At 60.8% G+C, this 14,987-nt stretch carries 15 protein-coding genes; 9 read left to right on the forward strand and 6 right to left on the reverse strand.

The genetic code is table 11. From position 1 onward, the window contains the following. Window positions 1-2: 2 nt before the first annotated feature. Window positions 3-953, reverse strand: a complete 951-nt coding sequence (locus QSJ95_RS08550) for a YagK/YfjJ domain-containing protein (RefSeq protein WP_285641622.1) — start codon at window positions 951-953, stop codon at window positions 3-5. Between the two features lie 838 nt (window positions 954-1,791). Between QSJ95_RS08550 and QSJ95_RS08555 the strand changes: the two genes are divergently transcribed. The 9 genes from QSJ95_RS08555 (at window position 1,792) to QSJ95_RS08595 (ending at window position 8,924) form a co-directional block, all read left to right on the forward strand. Then, entirely contained in the window at window positions 1,792-3,489 is a 1,698-nt protein-coding gene (locus tag QSJ95_RS08555; RefSeq protein WP_285641624.1) for a YfjI family protein, read from the forward strand. Window positions 3,490-3,638: 149 nt separating this feature from the next. Beyond that, complete coding sequence (locus tag QSJ95_RS08560; protein WP_276213687.1) at window positions 3,639-3,968, forward strand: hypothetical protein; 330 nt, start codon at window positions 3,639-3,641, stop codon at window positions 3,966-3,968. 122 nt (window positions 3,969-4,090) lie between these two features. After that, window positions 4,091-5,059, forward strand: coding sequence for a DUF932 domain-containing protein (locus QSJ95_RS08565; RefSeq protein ID WP_285641627.1), 969 nt, complete (start codon window positions 4,091-4,093; stop codon window positions 5,057-5,059). A gap of 75 nt (window positions 5,060-5,134) precedes the next feature. After that, complete coding sequence (locus QSJ95_RS08570; RefSeq protein ID WP_285641630.1) at window positions 5,135-6,142, forward strand: YqaJ viral recombinase family nuclease; 1,008 nt, start codon at window positions 5,135-5,137, stop codon at window positions 6,140-6,142. 88 nt (window positions 6,143-6,230) lie between these two features. Further along, window positions 6,231-7,172, forward strand: coding sequence for a recombination directionality factor (locus tag QSJ95_RS08575; RefSeq protein ID WP_285641632.1), 942 nt, complete (start codon window positions 6,231-6,233; stop codon window positions 7,170-7,172). After that, window positions 7,169-7,351, forward strand: coding sequence for a hypothetical protein (locus tag QSJ95_RS08580; protein WP_285641634.1), 183 nt, complete (start codon window positions 7,169-7,171; stop codon window positions 7,349-7,351). The genes QSJ95_RS08575 and QSJ95_RS08580 overlap by 4 nt, the downstream gene beginning before the upstream one ends. 90 nt (window positions 7,352-7,441) lie before the next feature. Further along, complete coding sequence (locus QSJ95_RS08585; protein ID WP_285641636.1) at window positions 7,442-7,777, forward strand: hypothetical protein; 336 nt, start codon at window positions 7,442-7,444, stop codon at window positions 7,775-7,777. Window positions 7,778-7,931: 154 nt separating this feature from the next. Next, window positions 7,932-8,330: a hypothetical protein gene (locus tag QSJ95_RS08590; protein ID WP_285641638.1), complete on the forward strand. Its 399-nt coding sequence runs from the start codon at window positions 7,932-7,934 to the stop codon at window positions 8,328-8,330. Between the two features lie 99 nt (window positions 8,331-8,429). Next, entirely contained in the window at window positions 8,430-8,924 is a 495-nt protein-coding gene (locus QSJ95_RS08595) for a JAB domain-containing protein (RefSeq protein ID WP_285641640.1), read from the forward strand. A gap of 280 nt (window positions 8,925-9,204) precedes the next feature. Here QSJ95_RS08595 and cyoE read toward each other — a convergent pair whose 3' ends face one another. Genes cyoE through cyoA form a run of 5 tightly spaced genes read right to left on the reverse strand, consistent with a single transcriptional unit; the run spans window position 9,205 to window position 13,985 of the window. Then, the gene (cyoE, locus tag QSJ95_RS08600; RefSeq protein ID WP_089390508.1) at window positions 9,205-10,092 is read right to left on the reverse strand and encodes a heme o synthase; all 888 of its coding nucleotides are present in this window, start codon (window positions 10,090-10,092) and stop codon (window positions 9,205-9,207) included. Between the two features lie 10 nt (window positions 10,093-10,102). After that, the gene (cyoD, locus tag QSJ95_RS08605; protein WP_109934233.1) at window positions 10,103-10,441 is read right to left on the reverse strand and encodes a cytochrome o ubiquinol oxidase subunit IV; all 339 of its coding nucleotides are present in this window, start codon (window positions 10,439-10,441) and stop codon (window positions 10,103-10,105) included. Then, window positions 10,441-11,070 (reverse strand): cytochrome o ubiquinol oxidase subunit III, encoded by a 630-nt coding sequence (gene cyoC / locus QSJ95_RS08610; RefSeq protein ID WP_285641643.1) that lies wholly within the window; start codon window positions 11,068-11,070, stop codon window positions 10,441-10,443. The genes cyoD and cyoC overlap by 1 nt, the downstream gene beginning before the upstream one ends. A 3-nt stretch (window positions 11,071-11,073) precedes the next feature. Next, on the reverse strand, window positions 11,074-13,050 hold the full coding sequence (cyoB, locus tag QSJ95_RS08615) for a cytochrome o ubiquinol oxidase subunit I (RefSeq protein ID WP_074977484.1): 1,977 nt from the start codon (window positions 13,048-13,050) through the stop codon (window positions 11,074-11,076). Window positions 13,051-13,058: 8 nt separating this feature from the next. Continuing rightward, window positions 13,059-13,985 (reverse strand): ubiquinol oxidase subunit II, encoded by a 927-nt coding sequence (gene cyoA / locus QSJ95_RS08620; protein WP_009617601.1) that lies wholly within the window; start codon window positions 13,983-13,985, stop codon window positions 13,059-13,061. Between the last annotated feature and the right edge of the window lie 1,002 nt (window positions 13,986-14,987).

The raw sequence follows: 14,987 nt of genomic DNA on the forward strand, positions 1-14,987 counted from the left end.
ATCTAGTTACGCCGAGGGACATGTCCCATCCGGAGCATCCTGGCTCCCACAGGCTTCACCCGCATCGATTGCCCATCCTCGATCAGGTAGTGGCAGGCGTTGATGACGTTCTGCCTACCAGCCTCATCGTCACGCTTGAACATCCCCACCCCGCACCGATCTTTATAGCGCGCCCTGTCATGGTTGCAGCTGTGGAAATAGCCCCAGCCACTGGTGATCCTTTCCCACAGCTCACCGATGGCCTCCGCCTTGAAGATGTCCTTGAATACCTCCCGGCCATCGAAGAAAAAGGCTGCATGGAGATGATAGCCCATGTCCTCCCCCTGCTCCACCGCGCAAATGTAGCCCATCTCGTGCTGGAAGATCGGATCGTATTCCCTGGCCCGGATCAGCCTGTCCAGATCCTCGAAGACGTCCTCCACCGTCAGGCGAACACGTGCCGCCTCCCGGTAGTACAGGTCCACTCTCACCACGAGAGTACGTGAACGGCTACCCAGCACCCGCTCTACGTAGTCGGTGACCGTTTGCCGGTTCTGCTTCTCACGATAGGTGCGGTCATGCTTCCCGCGTTGGAACCGCTTGGTCCGGACCTGCACGCTGATCTGTTCCACGAGCCAGTTCAGGGTTTCAGCTTCCGAAAGGTAGCGATCCTCGCTCGCGCTCAAGCACGTCATACCTGCCATGCCGAATTCCAGCCCAATGTCGTGGCAGGCGTCCCGAAAAGCGATCAGGTGTTCATTCAGTGCGTATGCATCGTCATTCACCAAATAATACATTTGCCGAATATGCTCGAAGTACCGAGAGAGCCTGGTCCTCTCGATGACTTCATTCCCCTGTGCGTCGTAGCTGATCCTGAATGCAGGACCATCGTGACGGATGACTGCGTTCACGAGTCGTTCGATCTGGATAGCGATGTCGGATTGGGAGAGGTGTTTGGTTGTTTGATTGGTCATGGCGTGTACCTGGTTGGTTGAAGACATACCAAGTACGGCGTGGGTATTTTAAAACTGGGGGAGTAGTGGGTCAGGCGTAGTGGGCACAGTATTTTAATTGAACGATCTTTGCGAGAGATAAGCTAAAGCATAACTCAGTCGATGGCGATAAATATCTTGATATCAATCGCGAGTTGGTAGAGTGTTCGGCAAGTCCGAGGACTGTCTAGCCCTATATACAGCTGATGTGTAGGTGCATCTGATTTTCAGGCATGTCTGATTTACAGGTGTATATCAATAAACCCCATCACCTAAAATCCATAAACTCCAGTATCACCAGGCTGTTCGACAAACAACATTCAGCCTGGCCGAGACTCATGCCGACATCATGCACTGGGCGTTATCTGAGAAGTAAGACAAAGCTAAGAACGTAACTTTAGTGACCAAGGGGACGGTTTAAAGGGCGGTTGTTGCCATGAGCAATATTTTCTCGAACGTTTCCGCAAGCGGCTCTTGAACGGCCTCCATTCCCTGCAGCCTGCAATCAGAGGCACCGCGTCATGTCGGTGCGCCCTGAGAGAGTAGCCACCGCTTGGCGCGATGTTTCGTCTGTTCCAGGTCGTTGGCCGCCTGGCCGCCGTGACAGGCGCTCAAGGTAAGGGGCAGTAATCACCAGCGGGCCAACGTCAGTCCACGGGACGTGCCGCCGCTCAGACAGCGGGCCCCTTCGTGTGCGTTCCGCCTGGGCGACGCAGCCCTTTAGGAGGGGCGCTGGGAGGGGCTTTTTCATGATTTACGATAGAGGTTTTCTTAAATCACATGCTATTTTCGCTAACTATAGCAAGATTAGCAGCTAAAAATGACAAACGAAGATGATGTTGCATCGATATCCCCCGCTGTCGAGCCCCTGAATTTTCACGAGGGTTGGCCCTGTTTCCGCGAGCACAGCCTGTTCGAGGCCGCAGTGACCGAGGCGTCTCGGGAACTGCAGGTGTCCCGGGAAATGGCCATGATGTGTGCCTTCGGCGCCATGGCCACGGCCTGCCAGGGGTATGTCGATGTCCTGATGCCCACCGGCCATAAGGTCCCCACCTCGCTGATGCTGCTGACCATCGCGGACTCGGGTGAGCGCAAGACCACCACGCAGAACTATTTCTTCGGAACCATCAATGCACTGAATGATGCGGCGCACCGGCAAAACGAGGCCGACATGGCGGAACACCGGGTCGTTCACCGCCTGTGGTATACGGACATGCGGCACCTGGAGCGCGAGTACGTCACCTTCCGCCGCCAAGACGACAAGGCAAAGGCAGAGAAGGCCCGCAAGGCTTATGAGGCGCATGTCCGAGCCGAACCCCGTCCTCCCCGCTCGGGCAAGTTCCTCTATGAGGACACCACGCCCCAGGCGCTGGTACTGATGTTGTACGAGAACATGCCCAATGCCTGCATGCTGACCAGCGAAGCCAACAGTATTTTCAGTGGCAAGGCACTGGGCGAACTCGACAAGCTCAATACGCTGTGGGACGGCAGCAGCGTGATCGTCGACCGAATCTCCCGGGAAGGCTTCACGCTCCAGAATGCTCGTCTCACGCTGGCACTGATGGCCCAACCCAGTGTGATCTCCCGCTTCATGGGGCGGCGCGGCGAGGAGGCCCGTGGCACCGGCTTTCTGGCCCGTTTCCTGGTCGCCAAGCCCCGCCCGATGGCGGGTTTCCGAGAATTCCACACAGTGTTTGAACTACCGCGCCGGCAGGCCTTCAATGCCCGTCTGCGTGAACGTTTGGAGACCGGCGTCCCCGAGGCGCGTCACGTCCTGCGCTTTTCGGAATCGGCCGCAGCGCTCTGGTACGAACACAGCCAGTACCTCGAAGCGCAAATGCGGGAAAACGGCCTGTACCATTACGCCAAGGACCATGCGTCCAAGTTGCTGGAAAACGTCAGCCGTTTAGCCGCCATCCTGCATGCCTTCGAGTACGGCATCGACAGCGACAGGGAGATTGACGCCTTCACCCTCACGTTCTGCTGGACATTTGCCCGGATCTGTTCCCAGCACTTCACCGAGTATTTGGCAAACGAACCGCAACTGGTGGCGGATGCGAACCTGTTAGCGCACTTCTTGTTGCGCATTGCCGTTAATGAGCATCGAAATAGTGAGGAGGCTCAAGATAAAAAGAAAACCAAGCAGAAAGAGGCCTTGCGCGACAACAGACCGCTGCCTTATGAACCACTGCCTAATCATCTTCGCCATGGCATAGGGACAGACTTCACCCTTACCACGATAAAACAACGTGGCCCCACGTGTTTCCGAGGGCGGGCCAATGCCGAACGACTGGAGGCCACTATCGAGTTGCTGACCAAGCTGGGGCATGTCAAAAAAGAAGGCAGCTTCTATCGATTCGGCGAAGCGCTTCTGCTGAGATCCGGTGAACCTCAATTGAAGAACGGCGAGATCGTCACGATCAAGGAACTGCCCCTGTTCAGAGAGCAGGAATATTGGATACCGGAACGACGCCACGGTCTGGCCAGTTCCCCCCACTACGCTATTCGAATTGATTAGGCGCGCACTAGAGTGCGTCTAATCTTGACTGAGCAGCGTCGCAAAGAGGCCATCAAGATAGTCGATGTAATTATTGCGTGCGGCATTCCATTCCAAACAATTTCAGTCCTATATCACTGCCCTGACATAACCACCCTGGAGGTTCCTTCATGTCATTGCAGTGTCCTCGTTGTCACTCCCCCAAGATTGCATCCCTGCATTCCGCGCTGAAGATCGGTGCCGTCATCGGCACCGTCGGCGGTGCGGCCCGCGGCGCATCCGTTGCACTGGCGGGCAGCCAAGCCGGCGCGGCGGTCGGCGCCCTGGCCGGTCCACTGGGTATGACGCTCGGCTCCTTGTCCGGCGCCCTGCTCGGCGGCCTGGCCGGTGGCGTCGGCGGCTGCGCACTGGGCGCCCAGCTCGGTGATCAGTTGGATCGCCACGTGCTCGCCAACAACCTCTGCCTGATCTGCGGACACCGCTTCAACCTGCCGACCTGATCGGTTTCGTTCTTTCCGTTCTTCTCGCTCTTCTCGTTTTCCTCACGTTCACTTCATGTCTTTTGCCGGTGCTGCGCGGTGCGCAGCGCTGTAGGCCGGCGCTTGCTTACAGGAAACCCATCATGGCTCATCTCATCGAACGCATGGCTTACGTCGGCGACGCACCCTGGCACGGCCTGGGTAGCCGCCTGTCCCCGCACCAACCGCTGGAGGTCTGGCAGCGTGAGGCCGGCATGGACTGGCAAATCCTCGAAAGCCCGGTCCACTTCAAAGCGAACGTGGTCGGTCACCTGGGTAGCCTCCATGCCTTCCCCGAACAGAAGGTGCTTTATCGCTCCGACACCCACGCGCCGTTGTCGGTGGTCTCGCAGCGTTACCAGGTGGTGCAACCACGCGACGTGCTGGACTTCTATCGCGAACTTACCCAGGTCTCCGGCTATGAACTGGAAACCGCCGGCGTGCTCAAGGGCGGTCGCAAGTTCTGGGCGCTGGCGCGTACCGGGCAAGGTACGGCGATCAAGGGCAACGACCAGGTCAACGGCTATCTGCTGTTGGCCACCTCCTGCGACGGCACCCTGGCCACCACGGCCACGCCGACCACGGTGCGGGTGGTGTGCAACAACACCCTGAGCATCGCCCTCGATGGCGCAACGCGCGCGATCAAGGTGCCGCACAACACCCGCTTCGATCCGCAGCAGGTGAAGCAGCAACTGGGCATCGCCGTTTCGCAATGGGACGACTTCATGTACCGCCTGCGCACCCTGGCCGAACGCAAGGTGACCTCCAAGGAGGTGTTGAGCTTCCTCACCACAGTGCTGGGGGATCACTCGCCCAGCGCCCAGCAGACCAATGGCGTGCCGAACATTCGCGCCATGCAAAAGGTGGAAAACCTGTACCAGGGGCACGGTCGTGGCAGCAGCCTTGAATCGGCCAACGGCACCGCCTGGGGTCTGCTCAATGCCGTCACCGAATACGTTGACCATGCGCGCCGCGCCCGCAGCAACGAGTACCGCATGGATTCGGCCTGGTTCGGCCAGGGCGCCGTCATCAAACAACGTGCGCTGGATGCAGCCTTGACGCTGGTGGCCTGAACATCCCCGTCGCGTTCAACTCCACCCTTTCCTAAATCTGCCGGTCGGGCGTTTTTATGCCCGGAGGAACATCCAATGGCTCATGCCCATGCCACACCCCCCACTCGGAGCCGGCCACGCCCCGCCTTGCGCCTGGTCAGCACCAAAGACCTGTCCCGCGAGGACTGGCTGGCGGTACGCAAGCACGGTATTGGCAGTTCGGACGCCGCTGCCGCGGTCGGCCTCAACCCCTACAAGTCGCAGTTGGAGCTGTGGCTGGAGAAGACCGGTCGTGATGCCGGGCTGCCCAAGAGCGATCCCACGGATGAGGAAAGTCCCACCTACTGGGGCAACATCCTCGAGCCCATCGTCGCCACCCACTACCGCCGCCGTACCGGCAACCGGGTACGCCGGGTCAATGCCGTGCTGCAGCATCCAGATCCCACGTTGGACTGGATGCTGGCCAATATCGACCGCGAGGTCATCGGTGCCAGCGACGTGCAGATTCTCGAATGCAAGAGTGCGGGCATCAACGGCGCGCCTTCCTGGAAGGACGGCGTGCCGGTGTACGTGCAGTTGCAGGTAATGCACCAGTTGGCGGTCACTGGCAAGCAGGCGGCCGACGTGGCCGTACTACTCGGCGGCCAACATCTGGAGATCCATCGTATCGCGCGTGACGACGCGCTGATCGCCCAACTGATCGAGCTGGAACGTGACTTCTGGAACTACGTGCAGCGGGATACGCCGCCACCGGCGGATGGTTCCGACTCGGCGGCGCAAGCTCTACGTTGCCTGTACCCGGAAGACCAGGGCCATACCCTGGACTTCACCCAGGACCTGGCGCTGTCGGCAGCCTTCGATGAGCTGCGGGCGGTACGCGCCAATCTGGAGTTGCAGAGCCAGCGCGAAGCCGAACTGAAGCAACAACTGCAACAGGCCATGGGCGATGCCAGTCGAGCGCTGTTCGCCAACGGCGCGGTGTCCTGGCGCAAGGCCAAGGACAGCGTGGTGCTCGATGTTCCGCAGCTGCTCAAGGAAAAACCCTACCTGCTGGCGCGCTACCCCACCACCAAGGTCGGCAGCCGGCGCTTCCTGATCACCTGATTTCGATTCCCTCATTTCTCTCATTGGCCATGCCGGCGCTTCCCCAGCGTCGGCATGGCCCTTTTTATTCATCCACTGGAGAACCACCATGCTCAAAGGCTTGGCCATTACCCCGCCGGTGCTCGGGCGGATTTCCATCGGCAAGGTCGTCGAGAAGAACGGCAAGCGTTTGCCGGAGAAAGACGATCAATTCACGATTACCTCGCAGATCCAGTGCTGGGATGACTGGCTACCCCACCCCCTGGACGAGACACTGCGTAACGCCCAGGGCGGCAAGCTTCGCAGCATTCCGATCCGCTTGCTGTTCAACGCGCCGGAGCTGAACTTCCGTGCCGAGTACTGCCTGTTCGATCCGCAGTCCGGGCGGCCCCAGTGTGTCGGCAACGGCGAGACCTGCAAGCGTCGTGGCCAGGACGGCATCGTCGCGCATCCGTGCCCTTCGCCGGAGGGTTGTCCGCTGGCCAACGGTGGCGCCTGCAAGCCCTACGGGCGCCTCAACGTCGCCATCGGCGACGACGATCCGTTGGGCAGCTTCGTCTTCCGCACCTCCAGCTTCAACAGCATTCGTACCCTGGCGGCACGGCTGCAGTACCTGCAGGCGATTTCCGGTAACCGCCTGGCCTGCCTGCCGCTGGAGCTGTGTCTGCGCGGCAAGTCCACCTCACAGAGCCATGGCTTACCGATTTTCTATGTCGACATCACCCTGCGCAGTGGGCTGTCGATGGAAGATGCCCTGCGGCAAGCCCGGGAGCTCGACGAGGCGCGCCAAGCGGCGGGGTTTGATCAGGCCGCGCTGGATAGCGCCGCACGGTGGTGCTTGGCCAATGGCGCTTTCGAAGACCGTGACGACGAAAGTGGTCCCCTTGCCGACGGGGTAACTCCGGAGCCGGCTGCTGAGCCGCCGAAGGCGGTCTCGGCCGTAGAGCCTCCCAGCGAGCCGAGTTCCGCCCTGAGTGCGCTGTTGCACGCTCGCGCCATCAAGCCCCGGGCCGTCTCTGTCACACCGCCGACGAAGAGGGCCACGCCATGAACCTGCTGCGCTTTTTGGGCTTGCTGTTCGTATTCGTCGGCGTGTTGGCCAGCTGTGCCGTGATGGTCGCACTGCTGGTGCTCATGCTGCGTTTCTGGCCGCTGGCACTGGCCATCGTGCTGGCATTGGTCCTGTTCCACCGACTGCTTCAGCGGCTCGGTCTGCGGATTTCCTTCTAGCCCCGCAACGGTATCAGCAGGCGCCGTCCAGGCGCCTGTGCGCCGAGCGCTCACCCCAACCATTTCCCACCTGATACAGGAGCACTCACCATGATCACACGGTGCCTGATCTGTAACTCTTCCGTGGTGCTGTCCAAGGACGCCGCCAAGGCGCTGGCCCGACTGATGGGCACGCTGGATGGTTTTCTGCGTGGCATCCAGCAATCGCCGGCCCGGCAGCCACCGATAACCTCGGACCTGCATTGCGAAAGTCCGCTGGAGCGCGCGTTCAACCTGATGCTCGATGGCATCTGCGGCGCCGCGGCGAACTGGGACAGCACCCGCGATTTCATTCGCGACGTGCGTCGCTTCCAGTTCATGGAGTACGACTGCCTCTGCCTGCGTTGTGGCGCGAAGTACAACGAACAGCCGATTTCCCGCCGCTAGCGCGACGTCACGTCCACCATAGATCCACCCGCTACCGGACTACCCGGCCGCCGTGCCGCGATCCCTTGATGACACCCGCGCTACGGCGCTTTTCATCCACCTGCCGAGGTTCGTCCAGGAGGATGAGTCTCGGCCCATTTCAGGAGAACACCCCATGGGCTGGCTCTTCTCATCCCCTACCCGCTCCGAACTCATCCAGGCGTTGATCCGCCCCACTGACACCGCCCAGGCCCGTGTGCGGGTGATTGCGCACACCTTGCGCGGCAACGTGCTGTGGTCCGTCAGTGAAGTGACGGCGAAGGCTGCTGGGGTTCACCCGAGTCTCGCCCCCGGCGAGTCGCTGCGTTACATCCGCTGCGACCTGTTGCAGCGCAGTGGTGGCTCATGGGGCTACAAGGCCATGGACGAGTCCATGGCGCCCTACTATTACACCTGCCCGCTGCGCTACCTCGACATGACCCCAACGCTCTCCGCCCCCTGGCGTGAGAAGGTCCAGGCGTATCACGCGCGTCGCCATCACTCGGCCGCATTACCACATCAAGCACTGGCCTGAGCCCGCGCCCAAGCCCTTTTCACCGCAAGCACCGCCTGCTCCCTCCGCGGATCAGGCGGCGCGTCATACCCGTATCCAACGCTCACCCATGGAGTCCCGATGAACACCAAGTTCAAAGCCGGCGAATCCGTCGGCACATACATTGCCGAAGCCCCCCTGACCGAGACCGACATCTTGGCGATGGCCCAACACCTGGCCCGCCGGCGCTTCAGAAAAGGACAACCCCTGCAGCATCCCAAGGCGGTGTTCAGCTATCTGCAGATGCTCTTGCAGGCCTACGAACATGAAGTCTTCGCGTTGCTGCTACTGGATAGCAAACACCGGATCATCCGCTTCCAGGAGCTCTTTCGCGGCACGCTCGATACCACCAGTGTCTATGCTCGCGAGGTGGTGAAGCTCGCGCTGTCGTACAACGCTGCGGCCGTGGTTCTGGTGCATAACCATCCCTCCGGTGATCCACAGCCTAGTCAGGCGGACTACACGCTGACGACCAAACTCAAGCAGGCGCTAGAGCTCGTTGGCATGCGCACCCTGGATCACATCATCGTCGGGGGCGAGGGCTGTGTATCGCTGGCGGAGCAAGGGTATCTCTGATTGTCAGCAGGCTGGCGCGGGTGAATGCACAGAGCGCAATGAAGCAAACTCGACAGGAGGCCGAATGAAAAAACCAACCCCCTACGGACAACCTGATGGTTGTCCGTAGGGGGTTGGTTTATTTTTTGGTTCGTCGCGGAATTTAGGGGAAAGCGATCAAGCGCATGGCTTATGGTTACAAGGATTTAGCCTACTTCTTGATCAAAGCCGCTTTCTCCGGAAAAGCGCAATCCCCCAAAAGCCGCCCCAAGGGGTGGCTTTTTTGTACCACAGGCTTGCCTTACAGCGCGGCGACCAGCGCCGGGGCCGGCAGGCCCTGGAAGTCGATCGACATCATCAGGCTCAGCACGCTGATGGCGATGATGGAGAACGCGAACAGCTTGCGTGCCCACAGGCGATCGTCTTCGGCGCGGAAGCCCGAGACGGCGATGAACAGCCACCAGGCGCTGACCGCCAGGGCCACCACCAGGTAACCGTAGCCGGCAAAGCCGGTGACGGTCAGCAGCAGGGTGGCGGCGCCGAAGGCCAGCACGTAGTAGAGGATCTGCCGCTTGGTCGCCTCGATGCCGCGCGCCACTGGCCACACCGGGATGCCCGCCGCCTTGTAGTCGTTCAGGCGGAAGATGGCGATGGCGTAGGAGTGCGGCATCTGCCAAAGGCAGAAGATCAGCAGCAGCACCGCGGCGCCCATGTCGAAATGACCGGCGGCGGCGCAGTAGCCCACCACCGGCGGCATGGCCCCGGAGAGGCTGCCCACCAGCGTGCCGTAGATCGACGTGCGCTTGAGCCAGAGGCTGTAGAAGCCGACGTAGACGACGAAGCCGAACGCCGCCATCAGGGTCGCCTGCACGTTGGTCTTCCACCCCAGCAGGCCGAAGCCCGCCAGGCCGAGCACCACGCCGTGGGCCAGGGCGGCCTTCAGCGAGATCTGCCCGGTCACAGTCACGCGGCCGCGGGTACGCTCCATGTGGCGGTCGATGTCACGGTCGATGCAGTTGTTCAGCACGCAACCACTGGCCACCACCAGCGACAGCCCGATCACCGTCGCCAGCAGCAGCATCGGGTCGACACTGCCGCGCGCGGCGAGGAAGAAGCCCCCCGCCACGGCGATCAGGTTGCCGAAGATGATGCCTGGCTTGGTCACCAGGAGATAACGCTTCAGCTTCACGTCGTCAGCCTCAGTTCACCATCGGCATCATCAGGGTGTCGGCGCTGAAGATGATCCACAGCGACAGGCCCACCACCAGCAGGATGACGATCACCGTGAAGATGAACGCCATCACGTTCCAGCGGCCTTCCGAGGACATGTTCATGTGCAGGAAGCACACCAGGTGCACCACCACCTGCACCAGACCGAGGATGACCATGGCGAGGATGGTCGCGTGGCGGGTGAAACCGCCGTCCATGACCATGTAGAACGGAATCGCGGTGAGGATGATCGACAGCACGAAACCGATTGCGTAGGAACCCAGGCTGCCGTGGCCGGCGCCGTGGTTGTCGTGTGCAGCAGCGCTCATTACACGGCCCCCATCAGGTAAACGACGGTGAATACGCAGATCCACACGATGTCCAGGAAGTGCCAGAACAGGCTCAGGCACATCATGCGGGTGTTGTTCTGCGCGGTGAGGCCACGAGTGCCGATCTGCGCCATCAGCACCAGCATCCACAGCAGGCCTGCGGTCACGTGCAGGCCGTGCATGCCGACAAGGGTGAAGAAGGACGACAGGAACGCGCTGCGGCTCGGGCCGAAGCCTTCGACGATCAGGTGATGGAACTCGTTGACTTCCATCGCGATGAACGCGGCGCCGCAGAGGAAGGTCACGCCCAGCCAGGCGATGGCCTTGGCCTTGGCGCCCTTGTGCGCGGCCAGCATGGCCAGGCCGTAGGTGCAACTGGAGATCAGCAGGATCGCGGTTTCGACGGCCACGTAGGGCAGTTCGAAGATGTCCTTGCCGCTGGGGCCGCCGGCCGTATGGCCGACGAGCACAGCGTAGGTGGCGAAGACACTGGCGAACAGGATGCAGTCGGTCATCAGGTACAGCCAGAAGCCGAAGACCGTCATGCCACCCGCGTCGTGGTGTTCGTGATCGTGGTCATGCCCCGCTTCGTGGGCGACCGAGTGTTTGCTCAATACTGCCGTAGACATGGATCAGACCTGTTTGGCGAGTTGCTGGAAGTGGCGGTTCTCGATGCGCTCGATCTCGTCCGGCTGGACGTAGTAGTCCAGGTCGGTGACGTAGCTGCGCACGATGACGGAGGCGATCATGCCGACGAAGCCGATGCCCGCGAGCCACCAGATGTGCCAGATCGCAGCGAAGCCGAAGATGAAGGCGAACAGCGCGATGGAGAAGCCAGCGGCGGTGTTCTTCGGCATGTGGATCGGCTTGTACGAGGCCGGGGCCTGGTAGGCGCGACCGTTCTGCTTCATTTCGTGGAAGGCGTCGACATCACGCACCACCGGCAGCTCGGCGAAGTTGTAGTACGGCGGCGGCGAGGAAGTGGACCATTCCAGGGTACGGCCGCCCCACGGGTCGCCGGTCACGTCGGCCAGTTGCTTGCGGTTCTTGATGGAGACGAACAGCTGGATCAGCTGGCTGAGGATGCCGAACAGGATCAGCACGGCGCCGAAGAACGCCACCACCAGGTACGGCTTCCACAGCGGGTTGTCGTAGTGGTTCAGGCGACGGGTCATGCCCATGAAGCCGAGGATGTACAGCGGCATGAAGGCCATGTAGAAGCCGACCAGCCAGCACCAGAAGGAACGCTTGCCCCACTTCTCGTCCAGCTTGAAGCCGAAGGCTTTCGGGAACCAGAAGACGAAGCCGGCCAGGTAGCCGAACACCGCGCCACCGATGATGGTGTTGTGGAAGTGGGCGATCAGGAACAGGCTGTTGTGCAGCAGGAAGTCAGCACCCGGAATAGCCAGCAGAACGCCGGTCATGCCACCGATGGTGAAGGTGATCATGAAGCCCAGGGTCCACAGGATCGGGGTGTCGAAGCGCAGGCGGCCGCGGTAGATGGTGAACAGCCAGTTGAACAGCTTCACCCCGGTCGGGATGGAGATCAGCATGGTCGCAACGCCGAAGAAGCCGTTGACGTCGCCGCCCGAACCCATGGTGAAGAAGTGGTGCAGCCACACGGTGAAGCCGAGGAAGGTGATCGCGGCGCTCGCCCACACCATCGAGGTGTAGCCGAACATGCGCTTGCCGGCGAAGGTGGCGGTGACTTCGGAGAAGATACCGAAGGCCGGCAGGATCAGGATGTACACCTCAGGATGGCCCCAGGCCCAGAAGAGGTTGATGTACATCATGGCGTTGCCGCCGAGCTCGTTGGTGAAGAAGTGCATGTCCAGGTAGCGGTCCAGCGACAGCAGGCCCAGGGCCGCGGTCAGGATCGGGAAGGACGCGACGATCAGGATGTTGGCGAAGGTGCAGGTCCAGGTGAAGATCGGCATCTGCATCAGCTTCATGCCCGGGGTGCGCATCTTGAACACGGTGACCAGGAAGTTGATACCGGTCAGCAGCGTACCCATGCCGGATATCTGCAAGGCCCAGATGTAGTAGTCCACACCCACGCCCGGGCTGTAGGCCAGCTCGGACAGCGGCGGGTAGGCCACCCAGCCGGTACGGGCGAATTCGCCCAGGCCCAGGGACACGTTGACCAGCATCGCACTGACCACCAGCAGCCAGAAGCTGAGGGAGTTCAGGAACGGGAAGGCCACGTCGCGGGCGCCGATCTGCAGCGGAACAGCCAGGTTCATCAGGCCGGTCATGAAGGGCATGGCCATGAAGATGATCATGATCATGCCGTGCGCGGTGAAGATCTGGTCGTAGTGCTCAGGCGGCAGGAAGCCGTGGTTGGCACCTTCGGCCAGGGCCAGCTGGCCGCGCATCATGATGGCGTCGGCGAAGCCGCGCAGCAGCATGATCAGGGCGACGATGATGTACATCACGCCGATCTTCTTGTGGTCGATGGAGGTCAGCCATTCGGTCCACAGGTAGGTCCACTTGCGGTAGTAGGTGACCGCGCCGAAGACGCCGATGCCCAACAGGGCAACGACCGCCAGCGTGATCATGATGATCGGCTCGTGGTAGGGCACGGCCGACAGAGTCAGTTTCCCGAACATCTGCGCGGTTACTCCTGGATACTCGGATTGGATTGCGATTCTGCTTCGCCTTCGGCGTGTTCAGCCTTGCCCTTGCCCATCGCCAGGCCAGCACGCTCGTGCTTGGTCAGGATGTGCTGGAACAGGTCCGGGGTGACCGAGGAGAAGTAGGTAGCCGGAACGTTCTCGCTCGGCTTGGCCAGCTCGGGGAAACCTTCCTCGGTGAGGCCGGCCTGGGCGGACTTGACCTTGGCGACCCAGTCCTGGAAGCCCTGCTCGGAAGTGGCGATGGCCTTGAACTTCATGCCGGAGAAGCCGCTGCCGCTGTAGTTCGCGGAGATGCCGTCGAACACGCCTTCTTCGTTGGCGATCAGGTGCAGCTTGGTCAGCATCCCGGTCATCGAGTAGATCTGGCTACCCAGTTGCGGGATGAAGAAGGAGTTCATCACGGTGTCCGAGGTGATCTGGAAGTTCACCGGGGTGTCTTTCGGGAAAGCGATCTCGTTGACGGTCGCGATGCCCTGTTCCGGATAGATGAACAGCCATTTCCAGTCCAGCGAGACGGCCTGGATGGTGATCGGCTTGACGTCGGAATCCAGCGGGCGATAGGGGTCCAGCTTGTGGGTGGATTCCCAGGTCAGCCAGCCGAGGATGGCGATGATGATGCAAGGCACCAGCCACACAACCACCTCGATACGGGTGGAATGCGCCCAGTCGGGCATGTAGGTGGCCTTGGTGTTGGAAGCGCGGTATTTCCAGGCGAATGCCAGGGTCATGACGATGACCGGCACCACCACGAGCAGCATCAGCAGGGTGCAGGTGATGATCAGCGACTTCTCGTCGACGCCGATCTGCCCCTTGGGGTCGAACAGGACCATGTTGCAACCACCCAGCGAGAGCAGGGGGAGCAGCACGGACAATCTCTTCAGGTATCCAGAGTACTGGTCTATTTTCATCTTGCGGCCTTAATGGATGAACATAGCTACACCGCCCATGAGATTTACCCACGCAGGGTTCATGCTCGACGAACTGCCCGCCGCGCCTTCCAAGGCGAGACGTCTTAGTGGATCCATGGGGTAGCGAATCGGCGCTGCAAGAAAACAAGGCAAAAGGAACCCAGCCCGGCTTTCGCGTAGCGAAACCGATCCGTGTGCTGATTCGTTCCGTGTTATTCAGCGTGTTGGCGCCTGCCCTGCCGCTTCCTCGGAAGCCTGCCTGGCCGACACCTGTTCACGAGCGGATTGCCCTACTCGTTGTTGAGCAGAAACCCACCACAGTCAGCCCCTCGTTGTTATTCCAGCACCGCCTGCGGCGGGTGCCTGCCAAGGTTCTGCGACGCTGGAACCGAGGCGCTATGGGGTCAGGAATGGGCGGGCGATATTACAAGACATTTCAGAAACCACTGGCAAGGCCTGACGGTCTCATTTTTAACAAGACATTATCTCGCCAGGGTTAAGAGTGGCCGCCGCGACTGCTCGAAAAACGAGCAATTCCCACAGGAAATGCAAGGTTGGAAAGGCGCTTTCCGGAGCCCTCCGAAAGCCCTCGCCAAGAGGGCTGAATGTCCCGGCTGGCGCGGCATCCAGCCGCATCGGAAGGTGCCTTGGCGAGGTGCCTTAGAACAACCTCGCAAGGCTGGAAATGATCTCGATCAAGAGAGCCGAAAAAGCTGTCGCAAACGCCCTGCGCAGAGTGCGACACATCGCCGCAGCAAGCGATTCGGGCGGGAAAAGCGTTTCAGATTCTAACGGCGAGGCCGTTTTTGACTGGGAAAAATCCGGCCGGATATGACTGATTTCGCGAAGGGCACAAACGGTGAAAAACATTAGCTCGGCGAAATGACAGCCTCATTACGGATGGCCCGGCTTTTCGTAGGAGCGAGCTTGCTCGCGAAGGGGAGATACTGGGTGGACTCGGTTACATCCTCAAGAGCCCCTCTCCCCAGCCCTCTCCCTGAA

Origin of the sequence: Pseudomonas sp. NBRC 100443 (genome assembly GCF_030268185.1) — a bacterium.
Lineage (GTDB): Bacteria > Pseudomonadota > Gammaproteobacteria > Pseudomonadales > Pseudomonadaceae > Pseudomonas > Pseudomonas citronellolis.